Source organism: Streptomyces sp. NPDC111744 (assembly GCF_055634995.1).
In genome coordinates, this window is record NZ_JBVKCG010000012.1 from 150,651 (window position 1) to 170,777 (window position 20,127).

Annotated in this window: 17 protein-coding genes; 10 read left to right on the top strand and 7 right to left on the bottom strand. The window is 67.8% G+C overall.

From position 1 onward, the window contains the following. Positions 1 to 41 precede the first annotated feature (41 nt). The 5 genes from ACZ7OO_RS25865 to ACZ7OO_RS25885 all read left to right on the top strand — a co-directional run bounded on the left by ACZ7OO_RS25865 (position 42) and on the right by ACZ7OO_RS25885 (position 5,899). Positions 42 to 1,211 (top strand): alginate lyase family protein, encoded by a 1,170-nt coding sequence (locus ACZ7OO_RS25865; protein ID WP_471508083.1) that lies wholly within the window; start codon positions 42 to 44, stop codon positions 1,209 to 1,211. Positions 1,212 to 1,367: 156 nt separating this feature from the next. Continuing rightward, a complete protein-coding gene (locus ACZ7OO_RS25870) occupies positions 1,368 to 3,935 on the top strand; it encodes a DUF4118 domain-containing protein (protein ID WP_471508085.1) in 2,568 nt (855 codons plus the stop codon). Then, positions 3,932 to 4,618: a response regulator gene (locus ACZ7OO_RS25875; RefSeq protein WP_471508087.1), complete on the top strand. Its 687-nt coding sequence runs from the start codon at positions 3,932 to 3,934 to the stop codon at positions 4,616 to 4,618. The genes ACZ7OO_RS25870 and ACZ7OO_RS25875 overlap by 4 nt, the downstream gene beginning before the upstream one ends. 123 nt (positions 4,619 to 4,741) lie before the next feature. After that, entirely contained in the window at positions 4,742 to 5,140 is a 399-nt protein-coding gene (locus ACZ7OO_RS25880; protein ID WP_471508089.1) for an OB-fold nucleic acid binding domain-containing protein, read from the top strand. A 3-nt stretch (positions 5,141 to 5,143) separates the two neighbouring features. Then, positions 5,144 to 5,899, top strand: a complete 756-nt coding sequence (locus ACZ7OO_RS25885) for a DUF3159 domain-containing protein (protein WP_471508090.1) — start codon at positions 5,144 to 5,146, stop codon at positions 5,897 to 5,899. Between the two features lie 58 nt (positions 5,900 to 5,957). On the opposite strand, the gene ACZ7OO_RS25890 is transcribed toward ACZ7OO_RS25885, so the two are convergent. Continuing rightward, positions 5,958 to 6,629, bottom strand: coding sequence for a potassium channel family protein (locus ACZ7OO_RS25890; protein WP_471508091.1), 672 nt, complete (start codon positions 6,627 to 6,629; stop codon positions 5,958 to 5,960). Then, positions 6,629 to 7,300 (bottom strand): potassium channel family protein, encoded by a 672-nt coding sequence (locus tag ACZ7OO_RS25895; RefSeq protein WP_471508093.1) that lies wholly within the window; start codon positions 7,298 to 7,300, stop codon positions 6,629 to 6,631. The genes ACZ7OO_RS25890 and ACZ7OO_RS25895 overlap by 1 nt, the downstream gene beginning before the upstream one ends. A gap of 362 nt (positions 7,301 to 7,662) precedes the next feature. Here ACZ7OO_RS25895 and ACZ7OO_RS25900 point away from each other — a divergent pair, with 362 nt between their 5' ends. From ACZ7OO_RS25900 to ACZ7OO_RS25915, 4 genes are all read left to right on the top strand, one after another. Then, the gene (locus tag ACZ7OO_RS25900; RefSeq protein ID WP_471508095.1) at positions 7,663 to 9,711 is read left to right on the top strand and encodes an APC family permease; all 2,049 of its coding nucleotides are present in this window, start codon (positions 7,663 to 7,665) and stop codon (positions 9,709 to 9,711) included. A 98-nt stretch (positions 9,712 to 9,809) separates the two neighbouring features. Next, complete coding sequence (locus ACZ7OO_RS25905; protein ID WP_471508097.1) at positions 9,810 to 11,138, top strand: class I SAM-dependent RNA methyltransferase; 1,329 nt, start codon at positions 9,810 to 9,812, stop codon at positions 11,136 to 11,138. A gap of 393 nt (positions 11,139 to 11,531) precedes the next feature. Further along, positions 11,532 to 11,810: a hypothetical protein gene (locus tag ACZ7OO_RS25910; protein ID WP_328779982.1), complete on the top strand. Its 279-nt coding sequence runs from the start codon at positions 11,532 to 11,534 to the stop codon at positions 11,808 to 11,810. Then, positions 11,807 to 12,205, top strand: coding sequence for a DNA-binding protein (locus tag ACZ7OO_RS25915; RefSeq protein WP_471508099.1), 399 nt, complete (start codon positions 11,807 to 11,809; stop codon positions 12,203 to 12,205). Before ACZ7OO_RS25910 ends, ACZ7OO_RS25915 begins: the two co-directional genes overlap by 4 nt. Before the next feature lie 421 nt (positions 12,206 to 12,626). Here ACZ7OO_RS25915 and ACZ7OO_RS25920 read toward each other — a convergent pair whose 3' ends face one another. Together ACZ7OO_RS25920 and ACZ7OO_RS25925 are read right to left on the bottom strand one after the other, a co-directional pair. After that, positions 12,627 to 13,040, bottom strand: a complete 414-nt coding sequence (locus ACZ7OO_RS25920) for a hypothetical protein (protein WP_471508101.1) — start codon at positions 13,038 to 13,040, stop codon at positions 12,627 to 12,629. Positions 13,041 to 13,127: 87 nt separating this feature from the next. Continuing rightward, positions 13,128 to 13,802: an IS701 family transposase gene (locus ACZ7OO_RS25925; RefSeq protein ID WP_471508103.1), complete on the bottom strand. Its 675-nt coding sequence runs from the start codon at positions 13,800 to 13,802 to the stop codon at positions 13,128 to 13,130. A gap of 502 nt (positions 13,803 to 14,304) precedes the next feature. Between ACZ7OO_RS25925 and ACZ7OO_RS25930 the strand changes: the two genes are divergently transcribed. After that, positions 14,305 to 15,495, top strand: coding sequence for a cupin domain-containing protein (locus ACZ7OO_RS25930; RefSeq protein ID WP_471508105.1), 1,191 nt, complete (start codon positions 14,305 to 14,307; stop codon positions 15,493 to 15,495). 453 nt (positions 15,496 to 15,948) lie between these two features. Here ACZ7OO_RS25930 and ACZ7OO_RS25935 read toward each other — a convergent pair whose 3' ends face one another. Genes ACZ7OO_RS25935 through ACZ7OO_RS25945 form a run of 3 tightly spaced genes read right to left on the bottom strand, consistent with a single transcriptional unit; the run spans position 15,949 to position 20,127 of the window. Continuing rightward, a complete protein-coding gene (locus tag ACZ7OO_RS25935) occupies positions 15,949 to 16,083 on the bottom strand; it encodes a hypothetical protein (RefSeq protein ID WP_471508107.1) in 135 nt (44 codons plus the stop codon). A gap of 51 nt (positions 16,084 to 16,134) precedes the next feature. Further along, entirely contained in the window at positions 16,135 to 17,154 is a 1,020-nt protein-coding gene (locus tag ACZ7OO_RS25940) for a DUF8094 domain-containing protein (protein WP_471508109.1), read from the bottom strand. A 27-nt stretch (positions 17,155 to 17,181) separates the two neighbouring features. Continuing rightward, positions 17,182 to 20,127, bottom strand: a complete 2,946-nt coding sequence (locus ACZ7OO_RS25945) for an NHLP bacteriocin export ABC transporter permease/ATPase subunit (RefSeq protein WP_471508110.1) — start codon at positions 20,125 to 20,127, stop codon at positions 17,182 to 17,184.

Sequence of the window (20,127 nt, forward strand, 5' to 3'; positions counted from 1 at the left end):
CTCCACGTTCACATACGCGAACGTACGAGAACGGAGTCGCTGTGCGTCGCATCCCCCTGCTCGCGGCCGTGGGAGCCCTGCTCCTGGGCGTCTTCACGGCCCCCGCCGCCCACTCGGCCCCCAGCACCTTCGTGCACCCCGGGGTCACCGTCTCCAAGGCCCAGCTGGACTTCGCCCGCACCGAGGTGCTGGCCGGCGCCCAGCCCTGGAAGGCGGCCTACGACCAGATGATGGCGAGCAAGTACGCCGACCTGAACCGCACGCCCAAGCCGTGGGCGACCGTCGAGTGCGGGTCGTACTCGAATCCGAACTACGGCTGCACCGACGAGCGCGAGGACGCGATCGCCGCCTACACCGACGCCCTCGCCTGGTACATCACCAAGGACGCCCGCTACGCCCAGAAGGCCATCCAGATCATGGACGCCTGGTCGGCCACCATCACAAGTCACACCAACAGCAACGCGCCCCTGCAGACCGGCTGGGCCGGCTCCTCCTGGCCCAAGGCCGCCGAGATCATCAGGTACACGTACACCGGCACCTGGGCGAACGAGGCCCGCTTCGCCACCATGCTGCGCAACGTCTACCTCCCCACCGTCATCAAGGGCTCCAACTCCAACGGCAACTGGGAGCTGACGATGATGGAGGCCGCCGTCGGCATCTCCGTCTTCCTGGAGGACAAGACGTCGTACGACACGGCCATGGCCAAGTTCCGCACCCGCACGGCCGCTTATGTCTACCTGGCCTCCGACGGATCGGTGCCGAAGACCGTGCCCAGCCAGAACCTCGACACCACCGCCAAGATCGTCTCCTACTGGCAGGGCCAGTCCACCTTCGTCACCGGCCTCACCCAGGAGACCTGCCGGGACTTCACCCACACCGGGTACGGCATCTCCTCGATCTCGCACGTCGCCGAGACCAGCCGGATCCAGGGCCAGGACCTCTACGGCACCGACGTCGGCGAACGGCTGCGGCAGGCGCTCGGCTTCCAGTCCAAGTACCAGCTGGGCACCGCCGTCCCCAGCTGGCTCTGCGGCGGCTCCCTGACCCTCGGCCTCGGGCCCGTCACCGAGGTCGGCTACAACGCCCTCCACAACCGGCTGGGCATCGCCATGACCAACACCCAGACACTCACCCAGAACAACCGTCCCGCGGGCAGCAATAACCTCTTCGTCGCGTGGGAGACCCTCACCCACGGCGACAATCCCAACTGAGCCCCCGGTGCCCCGCGGCCCGCTCGGGGAGGCCCGCGGGGCACATCAGGGTTCTGTCAAAGATGCCCGCCGCCGAACCCCCTGCCCCATTCGCCGGGATTGTTGGCCGTAAGGTCGACGCTGCGTAGGCGGCGGTGAGCGGAAGACAATAGGACCATGGCACGCGGCAAGCTTCGGATCTATCTCGGTGCGGCACCGGGCGTGGGCAAGACCTACGCCATGCTCTCCGAGGCCCATCGGCGCGTGGAACGGGGCACCGACTGCGTGGTCGCCTTCGTCGAGCACCACGACCGGCCGCGCACCGAGGTGATGCTGCACGGCCTGGAGCAGGTTCCGCGCAAGGAGCTGGAGTACCGGGACGCCCTGTTCACGGAGATGGACGTGGACGCCGTACTGCACCGCGCCCCCGCCGTCGCCCTGGTGGACGAACTCGCCCACACCAACATCCCGGGCTCCCGCAACGCCAAGCGCTGGCAGGACGTCGAGGAACTGCTGGCGGCCGGGATCGACGTGGTCTCGACCGTCAACATCCAGCACCTGGAGTCCCTCGGCGACGTCGTCGAGTCCATCACGGGAGTGCGCCAGCGCGAGACCGTGCCCGACGAGGTGGTACGGCGCGCCGACCAGATCGAACTGGTCGACATGTCTCCCCAGGCGCTGCGCCGGCGCATGGCGCACGGCAACATCTACCAGCCGGACAAGGTCGACGCGGCCCTGTCCAACTACTTCCGGCCCGGTAACCTGACCGCCCTGCGCGAACTGGCGCTGCTGTGGGTGGCCGACCGGGTCGACGAGTACCTGAAGCAGTACCGCAGCGAGCACCGGGTCTCGGCGATATGGGGCTCGCGGGAGCGCATCGTCGTCGGGCTCACCGGCGGTCCCGAGGGGCGCACGCTCATCCGGCGGGCCGCACGGCTCGCCGAGAAGGGCGCCGGGGGCGAGGTGCTCGCCGTCTACATATCCCGCAGCGACGGTCTGACCTCGGCCTCCCCGAAGGAACTCGCCGTCCAGCGCACCCTGGTCGAGGACCTCGGCGGCACCTTCCACCAGGTCGTCGGCGAGGACATCCCGGCCGCCCTGCTCGACTTCGCGCGCGGCGTCAACGCCACCCAGATCGTGCTCGGCTCCTCTCGCCGCAAGGCCTGGCAGTACGTCCTCGGGCCCGGCGTCGGCGCCACGGTCGCCCGCGAGTCGGGACCCGACCTGGACGTCCACATCGTCACCCACGAGGAGGTCGCCAAGGGGCGCGGGCTGCCGGTGGCCCGGGGCGCGCGGCTCGGGCGGGGCCGGATCATCGCGGGCTGGCTGGCCGGCCTGGCCGGCCCGGCCGTCATGGCGGTGCTGCTGAACACCGTCGACCTCGGCCTCGCCAACGACATGCTGCTCTTCCTGACCCTCACGGTCGCGGCCGCGCTGCTCGGCGGGCTCTTCCCGGCGCTGGCCTCGGCGGCCTTCGGGTCCCTGCTGCTGAACTACTTCTACACCCCGCCCCTGCACCGGCTGACCATCGCCGATCCGAAGAACATCGTGGCCATCGTGATCTTCTTCGGGGTCGCGCTGTCCGTCGCCTCGGTCGTGGACCTCGCGGCCCGGCGCACTCACCAGGCCGCCCGGCTGCGCGCCGAGTCCGAGATCCTCTCCTTCCTCGCCGGCAACGTGCTGAGAGGGGAGACCAGCCTGGATGCGCTCCTTGAGCGGGTGCGGGAGACCTTCGGCATGGAGTCCGCCGCCCTCCTCGAGCGGGCGAGCGATGTCGAGCCGTGGAGCTGTGCGGGCCGGGCCGGTTTCGGGCCCGCCCTGGAGCGGCCGGAGGACGCCGACGTCGACATGCCCATAGGCGACCACATGGCCCTCGCCCTGACCGGCCGGGTGCTGCCCGCCGAGAACCGCCGGGTGCTCGCCGCCTTCGCCGCCCAGGCAGCCGTCGTACTGGACCGCAGGCGGCTTCAGGAGGAGGCCGAGCAGGCCCGCGCGCTCGCCGAGGGCAACCGCATCCGTACGGCCCTGCTGGCCGCCGTCAGCCATGATCTGCGCACCCCGCTCGCCGGGATCAAGGCGGCGGTGTCGTCGCTGCGCTCGGACGACGTGGCGTGGTCCGAGGAGGACCGGGCGGAGCTGCTGGAAGGCATCGAGGAGGGCGCCGACCGGCTCGACCACCTCGTCGGCAACCTGCTCGACATGTCCCGCCTGCAGACCGGCACCGTCACCCCCATCGTCCGTGAGATCGACCTCGACGAGGTGGTCCCGATGGCGCTGGTGGGGGTACCGGACGGCAGCGTGGACCTTGACGTCCCCGAGACACTGCCCATGGTCGAGGCCGACGCCGGGCTCCTGGAGCGGTCGGTGGCCAACCTGGTCGAGAACGCCGTCAAGTACAGCCCGGCCGACCGGCCCGACAGTGTCGTCGTCGTCTCGGCCAGCGCCATCGCGGACCGCGTGGAGCTGCGGATCGTGGACCGCGGGCCCGGTGTGCCCGACGATGCCAAAGAACGCGTGTTCGAGCCTTTCCAGCGCTACGGTGACGCTCCGCGTGGCGCCGGGGTCGGACTGGGGCTCGCGGTCGCCCGGGGCTTCGCCGAGGCGATGGGCGGCACCCTCAACGCCGAGGACACGCCCGGCGGCGGCCTCACCATGGTCCTCAGTCTCCGCGCGGCAGGATCGGTCACCGCAGCAGCAGAACCCGTGGCGCAGACCGCGGCAGAACCGGAAAGGCAGGCCTCATGACCCGTGTGCTCGTGGTCGACGACGAGCCGCAGATCGTGCGCGCCCTCGTGATCAACCTCAAGGCGCGCAAGTACGAGGTCGACGCGGCCCCCGACGGCCGTACCGCCCTCGAACTGGCCGCCTCCCGCCACCCCGACGTGGTCGTCCTCGACCTCGGCCTGCCCGACATGGACGGCGTCGAGGTGATCAAGGGGCTGCGCGGCTGGACCCGGGTGCCGATCCTGGTGCTGTCCGCCCGCCACACCTCCGACGAGAAGGTCGAGGCGCTCGACGCGGGCGCCGACGACTACGTCACCAAGCCCTTCGGCATGGACGAGCTGCTGGCCCGGCTGCGGGCCGCCGTCCGCCGTGCCGAGCCGGTCGCCGGAGGCGACGAGGACGACGTGCTGGTGGAGACCGAGGGGTTCACCGTCGACCTGGCCGCGAAGAAGGTCAACCGGGCCGGCAAGGACGTCCGGCTGACCCCCACCGAGTGGCATCTGCTGGAGGTGCTGGTCCGCAACACCGGCCGGCTGGTCAGCCAGAAGCAGCTGTTGCAGGAGGTGTGGGGGCCGTCGTACGGGACGGAGACCAACTATCTTCGCGTGTACATGGCACAGCTGCGCCGCAAGCTGGAAGCGGACCCCTCGCATCCCAAGCACTTCATCACGGAGCCGGGCATGGGGTACCGGTTCGAGAAGTGAACCGGACCACGGCGAAGTGAACCGGACCACGGCGAAGTGAACCGGACGACGGTGAAGTCAGCTGGACTACGGCGAAGTGAGCTGGACTACGGCGGTGTCTGTGGACCCCGGTACGCTTCAGACATGAGTGCTGTTCCTCGTTCCGAAAAGCCGGCCGGCCGGTTCCGGCGCATGCTGGGCCGGCTGTCCTCGTCGCAGGAGGACCTGGAGTCCGAGGAGCTGCGTGAGGACGCCGACACGACGGGCTGTATCCGGATCGGCGACTGCCAGGACCGGCAGATCGTCACCGTTACTGGTACCTTGCGCACGGTCACCCTGCGACCGCGCGCCGGAGTCCCGGCCCTGGAGGCCGAGCTGTTCGACGGCTCCGCCGCGCTGGACGTGGTGTGGCTCGGCAGGCGCTCCATCGTGGGCATAGAACCGGGGCGCAGGCTGATCGCATCGGGCCGGGTCTCGCTGAGCCGGGGCCGCCGGGTGCTGTTCAACCCCAAGTACGAACTGAGACCCCTCGGTAGGGAGTAGCCGGTGACGTCGCTCGACAAGCCGACCGAAGACACTCAGGCGGAGGACGATGCGCGGGCGGTGACCGAGGCCGCGCTGTTCGAGGCCTTCGGCGGCGTGCGCGGCATGGTCGAGACGGTGCTGCCCGGCCTGTTGTTCGTCACGATCTTCACCATCAACAAGAACCTGCACTGGTCGGCGATCGCCGCCCTCGCGGTCGCCGTGGTGCTGGTCGTGGTCCGCCTCGCCATGAAGGACACCGTCAAGCACGCCTTCAGCGGTGTCTTCGGCGTCGCCTTCGGTGTCGTGTTCGCGATGTTCACGGGCAACGCCAAGGACTTCTACCTCCCCGGCATGCTCTACACGCTGGGCCTGGCGCTGGCGTACATCATCACCACGCTGTGCGGGGTGCCGCTGATCGGCCTGATCCTCGGCCCGGTCTTCAAGGAGAACCTCTCCTGGCGCACCCGCAACCCCGGCCGCAAGAAGGCGTACGCCAAGGCCAGCTGGGCCTGGGGCCTGATCCTGCTCGCCAAGTGCGCGATCCTCTTCCCGCTGTACTGGTGGGCGAACACGGCCCAGCTCGGCTGGGTGCTGGTCGCGTTGAAGATCCCGCCGTTCCTGCTCGCCGTCTGGCTCACCTGGGTCTTCCTGGCGAAGGCGCCGGCGCCGATCGATGTCTTCGCCGAGATGGAGGCGGAGGAGAAGGCCGAGGAGGAGCGCAAGGCCGCGCTGGCCGCGGAGAGCGGCGAGCCCTCCGGCGGACGCCACCGCAAGTAGGCAGGTACGGGAGAAGGGCGCCCTCCGCAGCGGAGGGCGCCCTTCTCCCGTACCTGTGTCAGACGTCTTCCCGCCGTACCGACAGCAGGTCCTCCAGCTGTTCCTCGCGGGCCTGGGCCGCGACGAAGAGGAGTTCGTCGCCCGCCTCCAGGGAGTCCTCGCCGGAGGGGGTGAGAACCCGGGTTCCGCGGATGATCGTGACCAGGGAGGTGTCCTCGGGCCACGCCACGTCGCCGACCTGGGTGCCGGCCAGGGCCGACTCCTCAGGCAGAGTCAGCTCCACCAGGTTCGCGTCGCCGTGGCTGAAGCGGAGCAGCCGGACCAGGTCGCCGACGCTCACCGCCTCCTCGACCAGGGCGGACATCAGACGGGGCGTCGAGACGGCGACGTCCACGCCCCAGGCCTCGTTGAACAGCCACTCGTTCTTGGGGTTGTTGACCCGGGCGACGACGCGCGGAACGCCGTACTCCGTCTTGGCGAGGAGCGAGACGACCAGGTTCACCTTGTCGTCGCCCGTCGCGGCGATCACGACGTTGCAGCGCTGCAGCGCCGCCTCGTCCAGAGAGGTGATCTCACAGGCGTCGGCGAGCAGCCACTCCGCCTGCGGGACCCGCTCCACCGAGATGGCGGTCGGGGCCTTGTCGATCAACAGGACCTCGTGGCCGTTCTCCAGCAGCTCGCCCGCGATCGAGCGGCCGACGGCGCCGGCTCCGGCAATGGCGACCCTCATCAGTGACCCGCCTCCTCTTCCGGACCCCCGGCGAAGGCGGCCTCGACCTTGTCGACGTCGTCCGTCCGCATCATCACATGCACGAGGTCGCCCTCCTGCAACACCGTCTGCGAGGTGGGCAGCATCACCTCACCGAGCCGGGTCAGGAACGCGACCCGGACGCCGGTCTCCTCCTGCAACTTGCTGATCTTGTGGCCGACCCACTTCGGAGAGGCGTGCACCTCGGCGAGCTGGACCCCGCCGGTGGGGTCGCGCCACAGCGGCTCCGCACCCGAGGGCAGCAGCCGGCGCAGCATCTGGTCGGCGGTCCAGCGGACCGTGGCGACGGTCGGGATGCCGAGGCGCTGATAGACCTCGGCCCGGCGCGGGTCGTAGATACGGGCCGCGACGTTCTCCACGCCGAACATCTCGCGGGCCACCCGGGCCGAGATGATGTTCGAGTTGTCACCGCTGGAGACGGCGGCGAAGGCGCCGGCCTCCTCGATGCCCGCTTCGCGCAGGGTGTCCTGGTCGAAGCCGACCCCGGTGACCCGACGACCGCCGAATCCCGGGCCCAGCCTGCGGAAGGCGGTGGGGTCCTGGTCGATCACGGCGACCGTGTGCCCCTGTTGCTCCAGGGTCTGGGCGAGAGCGGAACCCACTCTGCCGCAGCCCATGATGACGATGTGCACGACCGTCCTTCCGGTGTCCAAAAGTTAGTGCTCAGCCCCATCAGGGTCTCAGACCGACGTCAAAGCTACACACGCACCGTCCCGGCCGGGCACCCCTGTGCCACGCTCACCGCCGAGTGATGCTGCGCACGCTCCAGGCAGTGAGGATTCCGAGGCCGACGAGGGTCACCGCGGCACCGATCAGCTCTGCGGTCGCAGGCATGAGACCTCCGAAGTGCGATGACAGGCGGGGTCTGCCATCTAGGCACGGATCGGGCGTAAGCTGCGGAATCCGCAGTTCCAGCCGTCACCTTTTTCACTCGGGAGGCAGATCACGCCCCGCGGCTGGAGCCCTGCCAGGTGAAGGCCTACGATCCTTTCTCGTGTCCAAACTGACCGACGTGCCCAAACGGATCCTGATCGGGCGCGCACTGCGCAGTGACCGGCTGGGCGAAACGCTCCTGCCGAAGCGCATCGCACTCCCCGTCTTCGCCTCCGACCCGCTGTCCTCCGTCGCCTACGCGCCGGGGGAGGTTCTGCTGGTCCTGTCCATCGCGGGCGTGTCGGCGTACCACTTCAGCCCCTGGATCGCGGTCGCGGTCGTCGTGCTGATGTTCACCGTGGTCGCCTCCTACCGGCAGAACGTCCATGCCTACCCGAGCGGCGGCGGCGACTACGAGGTCGCCACCACCAACCTCGGGGACAAGGCCGGCCTGACCGTCGCGAGCGCGCTGCTCGTCGACTACGTCCTGACCGTCGCCGTCTCCATCGCGTCCGGCATCGAGAACCTCGGCTCGGCGGTCCCCTTCGTCGTCCAGCACAAGGTCCTCTGCGCGGTCACCGTGATCGTGCTGCTGACCCTGATGAACCTGCGAGGCGTGAAGGAGTCCGGCAAGCTCTTCGCGATCCCGACGTACGTGTTCGTCGGCGGCGTCTTCATCATGATCATGTGGGGCGCTTTCCGGGGCCTCGTCTTCGGGGACACGATGCGGGCCCCGACCGCCGACTACCACATCAGGGCCGAACACCAGGGCCTGGCCGGCTTCGCCCTGGTCTTCCTTCTCCTCCGCGCCTTCTCCTCCGGCTGTGCCGCACTCACCGGTGTCGAGGCCATCTCCAACGGCGTCCCCGCCTTCCGCAAGCCGAAGTCGAAGAACGCGGCGACCACGCTGGCCATGATGGGCCTGCTGGCGGTCACCATGTTCTGCGGCATCATCGCGCTGGCCATGGTCACCAAGGTCCGCATGGCGGAGAACCCGGCCACGGACCTGATCCACAACGGTGTCGGGGTCGGCTCGGGGTATGTCCAGAACCCGGTGATCTCCCAGGTCGCCGAGGCCGTGTTCGGCAAGGGCAGCTTCCTGTTCGTGGTGCTCGCCGCCGCCACCGCCCTGGTCCTCTTCCTGGCCGCGAACACCGCGTACAACGGCTTCCCCCTGCTCGGCTCGATCCTCGCCCAGGACCGCTACCTGCCGCGCCAGCTGCACACCCGCGGCGACCGCCTCGCCTTCTCCAACGGCATCGTGCTGCTCGCCGGTGCCGCCGCGCTGCTGACGGTGATCTACGGCGCCGACTCGACGCGCCTCATCCAGCTGTACATCGTCGGCGTCTTCGTGTCCTTCACGCTCAGCCAGACCGGCATGGTCCGGCACTGGAACCGCCACCTGGCGACCGAGAAGGATCCCGCCAAGCGCAGCCACATGATCCGCTCCCGTGCGATCAACACCTTCGGCGCCTTCTTCACCGGCCTGGTGCTGGTGGTCGTCCTGGTCACGAAGTTCACGCACGGCGCCTGGGTGGCGCTCCTCGGCATGTGCATCTTCTACGCGACGATGACCGCGATCCGTAAGCACTACGACCGGGTCTCCGAGGAGATCTCCGCCCCCGAGGAGCCCGACGACGACCTGGTCCGCCCCTCCCGAGTCCACTCGGTCGTCCTGATCTCCAAGATCCACCGCCCCACCCTGCGCGCCCTCGCCTACGCCAAGCTGATGCGCTCGGACACCCTGGAGGCGCTCACCGTCAACGTCGACCCGGCCGAGACGAAGGCGCTGCGCGAGGAGTGGGAGCGGCGCGGGATAGACGTACCGCTGAAGGTCCTCGACTCGCCCTACCGCGAGATCACCCGGCCGATCATCGAGTACGTCAAGGGCCTGCGCGCCCAGTCTCCGCGGGACGCGGTCTCCGTGATCATCCCGGAGTACGTCGTCGGCCACTGGTACGAGCATCTGCTGCACAACCAGAGCGCCCTGCGCCTCAAGGGCCGGCTGCTGTTCACGCCGGGTGTGATGGTGACCTCGGTGCCCTACCAGCTGGCGTCCTCGGAGGTGGCGAGGAACCGGGCCCGCAAGCGGCAGGAGTGGAACGCACCGGGCGCGGTACGACGCGGGCCGGCCGAGCACCGGCCGAAGGAGCCCAGCGGAAGGAACTGAGCGGATCAGGAGGCCCGGGGAAGGACGTAGACTGGTGGGCTGTCGTCGGCCCACGAGCGGCCCTTCCCCCCTCTCTCTGATCTGGAGTCCCCCCCACCATGCAGGCAGAACCGAAGAAATCGCTGGTGGGGACGGAGTACGAGGTCGAGGTGGGCCCGGTCGCGCACGGCGGGCACTGCATCGCCAGGACCGCAGAGGGCCAGGTGCTGTTCGTCCGGCACGCGCTGCCCGGCGAGCGGGTCGTGGCCCGGGTGACCGAGGGCGAGGAGGGGGCCCGCTTCCTGCGCGCCGACGCGGTCGACATCGTGGACGCCTCCAAGGACCGCGTCGAGGCCCCCTGCCCCTACGCCGGCCCCGGCCGCTGCGGCGGCTGCGACTGGCAGCACGCCAAGCCGGGCGCCCAGCGCCGGCTCAAGGGCGAGGTGATCGCCGAGCAGCTGCGGCGGCTGGCCGGCCTGACGCCGGAGGAGGCGGGCTGGGACGGCACGGTGATGCCCGCCGAGGGCGACAAGCTGCCGGCGGGCGAGGTGCCGCAGTGGCGCACGCGTGTGCAGTACGCGGTCGACGCCGACGGCAACGCGGGACTGCGCCGGCACCGCTCGCACGAGGTGGAGCCGATCGACCACTGCATGATCGCGGCGCCGGGCGTCAGCGAACTCGGCATCGAGGAGCGCGACTGGTCCGGCATGGTGGCCGTGGAGGCGATCGCCGCGACCGGTTCCCAGGACCGCATGGTGATCCTGGAGCCCCGCCCCGGCGCCCGCCTGCCCCTCGTAGAACTCGACAGGCCGGTCTCGGTCCTGCGGGTGGACGAGAACGACGGCGGCATCCACCGCGTCCACGGCCGCGCCTTCGTCCGCGAGCGCGCCGACGGCCGCACCCACCGCGTGGGCAACGGCGGCTTCTGGCAGGTCCACCCGAAGGCGGCGGACACCCTGGTGACGGCGGTGATGCAGGGCCTGCTGCCGCGCAAGGGCGAGATGGCGCTGGACCTCTACTGCGGTGTCGGCCTGTTCGCCGGCGCCCTCGCCGACCGCCTCGGAGAGAAGGGCGCGGTGCTGGGCATCGAGTCAGGCAAGCGAGCGGTTGAGGACGCCCGCCACAACCTGGCGGACTTCCCGCGTGTCCGCGTCGAGCAGGGCAAGGTCGAGTCGGTCCTCCCGCGCACCGGCATCACCGAGGTCGACCTCATCGTCCTCGACCCGCCCCGCGCGGGCGCGGGCCGCAAGACGGTGGACCACCTGTCGTCGCTGGGCGCCCGCCGCATCGCGTACGTCGCCTGCGACCCGGCCGCACTGGCCCGGGACCTGGCGTACTTCAGGGACGGGGGTTACCGGGTGCGGACACTGCGGGCGTTCGATCTGTTTCCGATGACCTCGCACGTGGAGTGCGTGGCGATTCTTGAGCCGGTCGGGAAGGGTTCCTGACCTGCGGTTTTGCGCGTGCGCACTGTGTTCCGATGACGTCGCACGTGGAGTGCGTGGCGATTTTGGAGCCTGCTGCAAAGGGGCTCTGACCTGCGACTTTCTTGGGTTTTCCAGATGTGGTCGGCGGTGCTCGACCTGTTTCCCGAAGTGCAACGTGTGAAGGGTGACGCTGTCTGCCGGAAACAGCCTGACCTGCGGTTTCAGCAGGGGACGACGATCCCTTCGCCAGCAGCATCAGAGCGATTCCTCCGACTGTTGACGCTCACATGACGCACGTTCTGAAGCCCCATCACGTCGGCCGGGCCGCGTCCACGGAGGCCGCCGGGCCGACGCTTTTGGATGTGGATCCACAACCGGCTAGCCCTATGCTATTTCGAATGCCAAACTGGCCCCATGGTTGACGATGCTGACTTCCTCCCAGGAGACGGCCCCAGTAGCGGTATCTCTGTGTCCCTGACCGCCGGCACGCTGCAGGCCATCCGCGAGCGGGTGGGTAGGCGTGGAGTCTCCGCGTATCTGGAGCGGGCCGCGCAGCGCCAGATCGAGCGTGACAACCTGGACGAGCTGATTGCGGACTTTGACAAGGTCCACGGCCCGGCCGATCCGGAGGCCGTGGCGGCCAAACGAGCCAAGCTCACCGGATCCCAGCCCGGGGCCGAGGCTGCCGCGTGAGTGGTGCCCTGATCCTGGACAGTGAGGGTTTGGCGAAGGCCGTCCAACGAGACCGAGACGTCCACGAGTGGCTGACGGCCGGCCGCGAGGCGGACCTCCCGGTGATCACGTCGGCTGCGGTGCTGGTCGAGGTTACCCACCCGAGGATCAACGACGCTGCCCTGAGGTGGACTCTGTCCTGCCTGCGCGTCGAGCCGGTCACTCAAGCGATTGCCCAGTCTGCAGCGGCTCTCCTTCGGGCTGCGGGCGTCCATGGCCACAAGTACGCCATAGACGCCATGCTCTGCGCGACGGCCTTGGCTCATCCGGGCCGGGTGACGATTCTGACCTCCGACTTGGAAGACATCGAGATGCTTACTGTGGAGCATCCGCGAGTGGTGGCCGAGAAGGTGTGATTCGACCAGCACGCACCCCTTGGCGCTCTGGCCGATGTCGGACGCGCGGTGCGCGCGCTTACCTGCGTGGCGCGGAGTTCCCGTGGGAAGTCCACAAGGAAGGGCTGACCCTGGGCCCGCCGGACGAGCAAGAATGCGGGCATGAAAGCGATCATCCCGAGTTGTGATGGCGCTGGTGCGAACGGCCCTGCCGTGTACTACAGCCTCAGATCTTGAGGTTGTGATCGGTTCTGCTCGGGTTGTCGCCAGGGGCGGAGGCGGGTGGGCAGGGGGTCGCAGCGCCGGTTGTAGTGGCTGACGGTGGTCCGGTTCTGGTGCAGGGCTCGCCAGTGATGCTGCTGGAGGTGGTGGGCGTCGCTGTGGTGGGCGGTCAGGGCGGTGGCCGCCAGGAGACAGGCGAGGGCCGGGACGGTCAGCCGGATCAGCGGAAGGTGCTCCTTCCCGCCGTCTCCTGCGCTTTTCCCACGTCTGCCGGGGCTGGGCCGGTGGGCTGCCCGGTGGGCTCGGCCGCGGGTTCTGCTTCCGGGCCGGGGTGGCGGGCGCGCTGGGCGGTCAGGAAGGCCAGGGCGAGCATCGCGCAGGTCACGTGCCGGTGCCAGGAGGTCCAGCGGCGGACCTGGTACTGGCCGAGGCCGGTGATCTGCTTGGCGAGCTCGTTGTTCTCCTCGATCTTCCAGCGCACCCCGGCCCGGCACACAGCCTCGGTGACCGGGGCGTCGGCGGGGGCATGGACGAGGAAGTACGCGTAGTCGAAGTCCACGCGGCCGCCGGCCAACTGCTTCTTCTCGGTGCTGCGGCGGATCAGCAGCTGGTGGGCGAAGCCGTCGGCCTGCATCTGTCCGGGCAGGGTGACCTCGAACCAGGCCCAGTCGTCACTGCGTTGCCCCTTGGAGCCCTCGCCCTGGCTGCGGCGCTCCCACTGCTAGCGCACCGTGGAGTAGTGCAGCAGGTCACCGGCCGCCGCGACCTTTGGCAGGTACGGCTTGCCCGGCGGACCCTGAACCGGCAGTGTCACCGGCACCGCGAGCACGTAGCGGATCCCCTGCTCGTGCAGCCAGGACCTGAGGGCGGGGTCCTTGCCGTAGTCCGCCTCGGCGGCCACCCAGGAGAACGGCAGAGAGCCGGCCACCGCGGCCTGCAGGATGGCGATGCCCAGATGCGGCTTGGTGGTGAAGGCGACCTCGTCGGGCACCCCGGCCGCCCGAGACCGCTCACGGTCGCCCGTCCAGGACTGCGGCAGGTACAGGCGCCGGTCGAAGAAGGTGTGGCCACTTGCGGCGGCGTAGGTGAGCATCACCACGACCTGGCAGTTGCGGACATCGCCGGTCGTCCCGCAGTGCTGGAAGGCGACCCCGACGGACTTGTCACCCTTCTTGACCACCTGGGTGTCGTCCAGCACCAGCGTCGCGCCTGGATCCCCCAACTCCCTTGCCACGTACGCCTGCACCTCGGCCAACAGTGCGTCCGCGTTCCAGGACGCCTCGCCCAGGAACTTCTGGATCCGGTGCGGGGTGGCGTGACCGGCCCGCCCTGCCATCGTCCAGCCGTTCTTTCGGCCCAGGTCAGACAGCAGCCCCTCGATGAGATCGGCGAACACGTCCCGCGGCTCCGGCCGGGCAAACAGATGCCCCAACCCGCCTGTCAGGGCAGCCAAGTTCCTCCGCCCAACCCCCGACTTGCTCCGCACTCACATCCATCAGCATGACCGGACAACGGTCAGCACCGATCACCAGTCACAAGATCTGAGGCTGTAGTACCGGTGCAGGTTAATCGCGTACCGAAATATCGACCGCAAGGTTCGGATACGGCGTTGACGCCCACGATTTGAGCGTGCGTAGATGAAGCCGTTCCGATAAGCCTCCGCCGGACCCACTTCTGTGCCAAATGACGTCCAGTTCTGCGTTGGCTCCGCTCAGCGGACAGAAATGCGCCCTGAGTCGCTGCCCACGCAGACCGGCAAGGCCAGGGAACAGGAACGCGCAAGACCAGCGCCTGAAGTCTGGTTGGACACAGGGTATACGGCATCGTTCGGCGGCTGTCTGCATCGGTACATGCGGGCGAAGCCTGGCGGCCATGCCCGATAGCACAGGAAGGTAGCCATGACTCGCGATGTCGATGGGCTCATAAAGGACACCGGAAGGACGCTGGGCCGCGCCTGGCGAAGCCAGGACTACGACGATCACGCCTTTCCTGAACTTGCCGCCACTGTCCTGGCCCAGAGCGGACTTCATGAAGTCCTTGACATGATGACGCTCGCCCGATGGTCGATCGCCACACGACCTCACCCCATGCCGGGTCCTAACATGGGAACAAGTTTCGGGGAGCCCCCCGTCACGCTCTACAGTGAATCCGACGCCGGATTCGCGATCGAAGCGCTTGTGTGGCTGGACGGCACAACCGCTATCCATGATCACGGTTTTGGCGGTGCTTTCATGGTTAGTCAGGGATCAAGCATACATACCAAATTCAGTTTTACCGAAACCGACCGTGTGCGTGACAAGTTGAAATTCGGCGACGTCAGGTGGAGCTCGTCCGAGCTGCTGAGTCACGGGCAGGTCTGCCGCATCGATCCCGGATCACGATTCATCCACTCGCTGTTCCACCTGGATCGCCCTTGCGTGACCCTCATCGCCCGCACCGCGACGGCTGCCAACGTACAGCAGTACGCCTACACCCCTCCCAGTGTGGCGTTCGATGCGTTCTACAAGCCTGAACCGCTCAGGACGCAGCTACGCATGCTCGCCTCGCTGATGACCGTCGATGTGCACATGCTGCAGGAGGCGGCCGAATTGCAGCTGGCGGGAGCCGACCTGTGGACCACACAGAAGGTGCTCGCGCTGTTGTACCCGCACCGCCGGCGGGTTGTTGACTGGGACAGGCTGATCAAAGATGCTGTGGAGCGCCACGGCGAGGCCCGAGTTGATCAACTGTTGAGTTCGTTCGCCGAGACGGAGCGGATGAAGAAAATCACTGCCCTCCGTCGGAGCGTGAAGCAGCTGGACCACCGGTTCTTCCTCGCGCTCCTCCTGAATGTTCCGGATCGAGCCGCGATTCTCGATCTCATTGCCAAACGCTATAACGATGTGGATCCGGTGGAGCAGATCCTGAATTGGCTGCAGGAGCTTGCCGACACGCCGAAGGTCGACCTAATGCTGTCGCCGGAGAAAATCGCCTTGCTTCGCGCAGCGCTCTCCGCGGACATGCCCGCGAGCAGCAGTGCCGCTTGGGATGACCTGCGCCACAGCGCTCTCCTCCAGCCGCTGCTGCGTTCGACGGACAGTGAGCGGTGATCCCGTCCGGACAACACTGGCGCGGCCCCTGAACCGACGCGGGCTCCTTGACGGATCCACTGGTCACGGAGATGGCCCACCGGCGTGACGACGGGACCTCTCGTGGAGCAGGAAGACCTTGGTCGGCCTACTGCTTCCACCAGCGGTCCCGTTCTGCTGCCCCCGGAAGGTCAAGGTGGACAAGCTGGTTGGCTGCCCGGCTACGGGGCCTTGCCCGCACGCCCCCGTACCTGCCTGTCTCGCCCCGAACCCGGCCCGTGAAACCGGTGAGGGTGCCGGCGTCGCGGTCACCGGCCAAAACGACCGTGCCGGGCGAAGTCGACACTTCGCCCGGCACGGTCGTCCATGACGGACCATCGCTCGGTCACCGTGGGAAGCCCGCGCGGCTTCGTCGGCAAGTCCCCCGACGACGGGCGGACCCGTTCGCCGGCTCAGCTTGACGTTTATCCTCGCTCAGAGATACGGCGGGTAGGTGGACTGTCCTCCGTCACCGGCGTCGACCTGGTCCAGCTCATCCTCGTTGAGGTCCTCTTCAAGCTCCAGGTCACTTCCCGTGACCGCTTCTTCGATGTTCTTGCTTTCCGACATCTCAGATCTCCTCTATGTCTGCCATCATGTGTACGGAAGCCAGCCGACAATTCATCGCTGGGCAGATACGCCGGTCTCACTGTAGGCGATCAACTTCGCCTTCTGACCTGAGGACCGGGCAGGGTCGTAGGTCAAAAACATTTCCAGTCGTTCAATGGTGAAACCCTTGGCGCTCACCCCACCGGGCTTCCCGATCAATGCGGCGTCATTGCTTCCCGAACGTAGCGAGGCGACGCTTCCCTTTTTGACCGCGCGAAGCGTGTCGGTGACTTCCACGGAACTGAAGACCAGGGCTCCACCATCCGAAGTACGCAGTGCGTAGGACTCCGGCAAGGAACGGTTCAGCAGCCTCCTCAGCGATACACCACGCTGCCCCAGCACGCTGACACCGATATTGTATCCGGAACCGAGTTGATTATCCAAGGCATCGCTGAATTCGAAACCGTCCTTCCCGGACAGTTGCTTCACATAGTGGTCTGTGACGGCTCGGCCGAGACCTGCGGGCGGCACTGCCAGCGCGTCCCCGTCATTGACCATCGACGCCGTGCCGTCTGCGCTCTTTGCGAGATCCGGAACGTTCTCCTGGCCGGTCGGCGTCAGAGCATACGCAGCCTGGAACGGCGCGGATTCGGCACTCTTCACGAAAATGGAGTACGTCGGATAGGGAGCGGGCACCCCGCCCCTGACCCGCTGGGTGATCGCAAGGAACCAGCGAGGGTAGCCGGACTGCTTCGGGACGACGACTTGGGTGTCCGAGTTGTAGATCGCCGGAACCGTCTGCTTCAGTTCCTTGGTGATCCGCATCCACGCTTGGCTCGACGTTCTCAATGGGACGGTCTCTGCTCGCGCGATCCCTGGGTAGTCGAACGTCCTGTTCACTTGATTGTTCTGCCGCTCATACGCCTTGACCGCTGCAAGAGCCTGGGCCTGCGTGATCCCACCGGATGCGGTGGCGGAAGCGCGCGCGGGAGACGCGGCGGTCGCGTGCACTGTCCCGCAGCCGGCCAGGCACCCTGCTGCCAGCAACCACGCGGCCGCGCTGACACCCGCGGACTTGGTACCGCTGAACATCAAACCCTCCGATCGGTGCCACAGCACCTACTGCATCTGACGTCTGACAAGCTGGTGGAAAAGGCCGTCCTCGTCGGCGAGCAGGCCGGCCGGCGACCCGTACTGGGCCACGCGCCCCCCGGCGAGAACCAGGATCTTGTCCGCCTCCATGACCGTGGACAGTCGGTGCGCGATGACGATCCGGGTAGCCCTCAGTTGCCGGGTCGCTTCGGTGACGATCTTCTGGGTGCGGTTGTCCAGTGCGCTGGTCGCCTCGTCGAAGAAGAGGATGCGGGGGCGCCTGATCAAGGCATGGGCGATCGCCAGCCGTTGGCGTTGGCCACCGGAAAGCGTCGAGCCGTCGCTGATGTAGGTGTGCATGCCCATGGGCATCGCGGCGATGTCCTCGCTCAGGCCAGCGAGTTTGGCCGCCTCCCATGCGTCCGCCAGCGAATAGTTCATCGCCCCCGTCATGGCCTGGAAGATCGAACCGCTAAGTTGCTTCGCCTGCTGCAACACCACCCCGCACTGGCTTCGCACCGCCACGCTGTCCAGGGAGGAGAGATCCTGTCCGTCGTACAGCACGGTGCCGGCATCGGGTTTCTCGAACCCGAGCAGCAGGCGCAGGAGCGTCGACTTTCCTCCGCCGCTCGCGCCGACGACTGCAAGGAACTCCCCGGATGCCACACGGAACGACACGTTGTCGAGTACCGGCGGCGCGTCCTTGGAGTATCCGAACGTCAGGTGGTTGACCTCGATGTTTCCGGACAGTTCTCCAGGGGACTTGCTCGCGCTCGACACCTCCAAGGGGTGCCGCAGGATCGGCTTGAGCCTCCTGAAGATGGGAACCACGGACATCGCCGAGGACACCGTGGTGGTCACCTGGGTGACCGACGAGAGCATGACGGTGAGCGCCGCCAGGAACGTGAGGAACTTGGGTATCGGCAGCACCCCGCCCGGGCTGGTCGACTCGATCACGAAGACCACGAGAAGACAGAGGGGGGAATACGCCGAATTGATTACGGCGGTGGCGTTCTGGTAGTGGCTGATCTTTTTCTGGATTTCCTTCTGCTGCGTGAAGGTCCCGGCCCAGTCGGAGTAGGCACGTTCCTCAGCCGCGGCTACTCGCAGTTTGGGCAGTCCGCGCAGGTTCTGGAAGACCTTGTGCGTCAGCCTGTGGCCGAGTTGGACCGATTGGACCTGCCACTTCATCTGCCTGGCACCCAGCACCGCGCAGAGGACCAGGTTGGCGGCAGCGAACGCGGCAGCCAGGAGAGCGAACGTCGGGCTCGCCCACAGCAGTACGAAGAAGTTCACCACTACGACCGCACTCGAGTACAAGGCGGTCGAAGTGACACCCATGAGGACGGTGCGGATCTCACCGATTCCGAGTGCCGCGCCGGCGAGTTCACCCGTCGTGTAGTTCTTGAAGAATCCCGCCGGCAGCCGAAGCAGCCTGTCCCAGACCGCGGTCTGCAGCGTGGCGCCGAATCGGCCCTCGAGGCGCAGGAGTGCAATGTTCTCCATCACGCCGAACGCGGCTGACGCCACGCCCGCCAACAGGAGGGCCACGCCGACCTGGGTGATCAGGTCCGTTCTCGCCTCGGGTACCAGCGTGCCGAGCACCGTGCCGGACAGGACCGGGACCAGCGCGCCCAACGTGACGGCGAAGATCACCCCTGTCACGACAGCGCGGATGTCGCCGGCCGCCCCGCGGAGTCCCGTGCGCAACAGGGCCCAGTTGTTCACCTCGCCCTCGGGCAGGGGTTTGTAGAACATCACGGCCCGCTTCTCGAACTCGGACGCGGTCCTCTCGTTGATCCGCACCGACTCGCGGCTGGCGGGGTCCTTGGCGCAGTACCCGCCTCTCTCCCACACAAAGGCGATCGGACTGAAGTCCTTTGTTCTGTGCCCGACAAATGGACCGATGTTGCTACGCCACCAGTGGCCCTTCAGCGATACCGTGCGCGTGCGCAGGTGTGCGCGGAGCGCAGCCTGTTCGATCGGGCCCGCCATGGTGTGCACCGGCGGACCGTTCGTGCGGAAGTCCTCGATACCCATGGCAGCGGCCACCGCACGACAGGCGGCCGTGGTGGGGTCCTCGTCGGGGTGCGAGCGCCATCGGTCACCCTGGTCGGCCACCCGCAACACGCCGCCCAGAGCGCGATCGGCGCGCTCCGCCGCAAGCCTCGTGGCTTCCCGGCTGGCCGACATGCTCGATTCCGCAGTCAGCCGCTTCCGTTCGATCGCCCTGTCGACGACATACAGGGCCCGGTTCTGGAACTCCACGACGTAGCGCCACAGCTGACCGGACGCGCACAGGTCGCGGGTCGAGTGGGCCCGCACCTTCGCCGGTGTCGCACTGTTGATCCAGTCATGCTCGGTCAGCGTTACCGAGTCCCCCGCGCCGTGCTCGTGGAGGCCTCCCAGACCGCTCGCCGTGACGTCGCCCGCCAGGACGTCGACCCACACGACTCCCTGAGTGGGCCGGGCGTTCTGGCCTTCCGTCAGTTCGAGTCGAGTGCCCGCGACGAGCGGGACGAAATCCTGCGGAGGAAGACCTTCACGGAGGAAGTCCAGCAAAACCCTCAGGCCGTTGTCGATCGCGTCGGACAGGCCTTGCTCCCAGGGAGCCAACCCGTACGCGTCACGGTGACCGGCGGTCCCGGAACGGCTCCGGGCCGCACAGTCCTTGATGGACAGCCGACAGAGCCGGCCGCCTTCCAACGGGCGCACAGTCAGCGTATGGCGCGGCCCGGCAGTCGGCGCCATCACGATGGCGCCAGGCATCAGCCGTCCGATGTGAACCCACTGGCCTGTGCCGTCCGCGTCCACGGCGAACAGATCGAAGGCGCCCTCGGCCACCAGCCAGAGCGTGTCCCTCCGGCGCAGCGAGATGTGCCGCGCCGAGCAGTCGACGGGCAGGGCGAGGTCCACCAGCGACTGCCAACCCGTGAGGTCCTCGGCGATCATCGGCGAGTTCATCGGTTCCAT

Excerpts from the sequence above, each read along its gene's own strand:
- ACZ7OO_RS25870 (WP_471508085.1), top strand. The coding sequence starts at position 1,368 with ATGGCACGCGGCAAGCTTCGGATCTATCTCGGTGCGGCACCGGGCGTG.
- ACZ7OO_RS25875 (WP_471508087.1), top strand. The coding sequence starts at position 3,932 with ATGACCCGTGTGCTCGTGGTCGACGACGAGCCGCAGATCGTGCGCGCC.
- ACZ7OO_RS25880 (WP_471508089.1), top strand. The coding sequence starts at position 4,742 with ATGAGTGCTGTTCCTCGTTCCGAAAAGCCGGCCGGCCGGTTCCGGCGC.
- ACZ7OO_RS25890 (WP_471508091.1), bottom strand. The coding sequence starts at position 6,629 with ATGAGGGTCGCCATTGCCGGAGCCGGCGCCGTCGGCCGCTCGATCGCG.
- ACZ7OO_RS25905 (WP_471508097.1), top strand. The coding sequence starts at position 9,810 with ATGCAGGCAGAACCGAAGAAATCGCTGGTGGGGACGGAGTACGAGGTC.
- ACZ7OO_RS25910 (WP_328779982.1), top strand. The coding sequence starts at position 11,532 with ATGGTTGACGATGCTGACTTCCTCCCAGGAGACGGCCCCAGTAGCGGT.
- ACZ7OO_RS25920 (WP_471508101.1), bottom strand. The coding sequence starts at position 13,040 with ATGCAGGCCGACGGCTTCGCCCACCAGCTGCTGATCCGCCGCAGCACC.
- ACZ7OO_RS25930 (WP_471508105.1), top strand. The coding sequence starts at position 14,305 with ATGACTCGCGATGTCGATGGGCTCATAAAGGACACCGGAAGGACGCTG.
- ACZ7OO_RS25935 (WP_471508107.1), bottom strand. The coding sequence starts at position 16,083 with ATGTCGGAAAGCAAGAACATCGAAGAAGCGGTCACGGGAAGTGACCTG.
- ACZ7OO_RS25940 (WP_471508109.1), bottom strand. The coding sequence starts at position 17,154 with ATGTTCAGCGGTACCAAGTCCGCGGGTGTCAGCGCGGCCGCGTGGTTG.
- ACZ7OO_RS25945 (WP_471508110.1), bottom strand. The coding sequence starts at position 20,127 with ATGGAACCGATGAACTCGCCGATGATCGCCGAGGACCTCACGGGTTGG.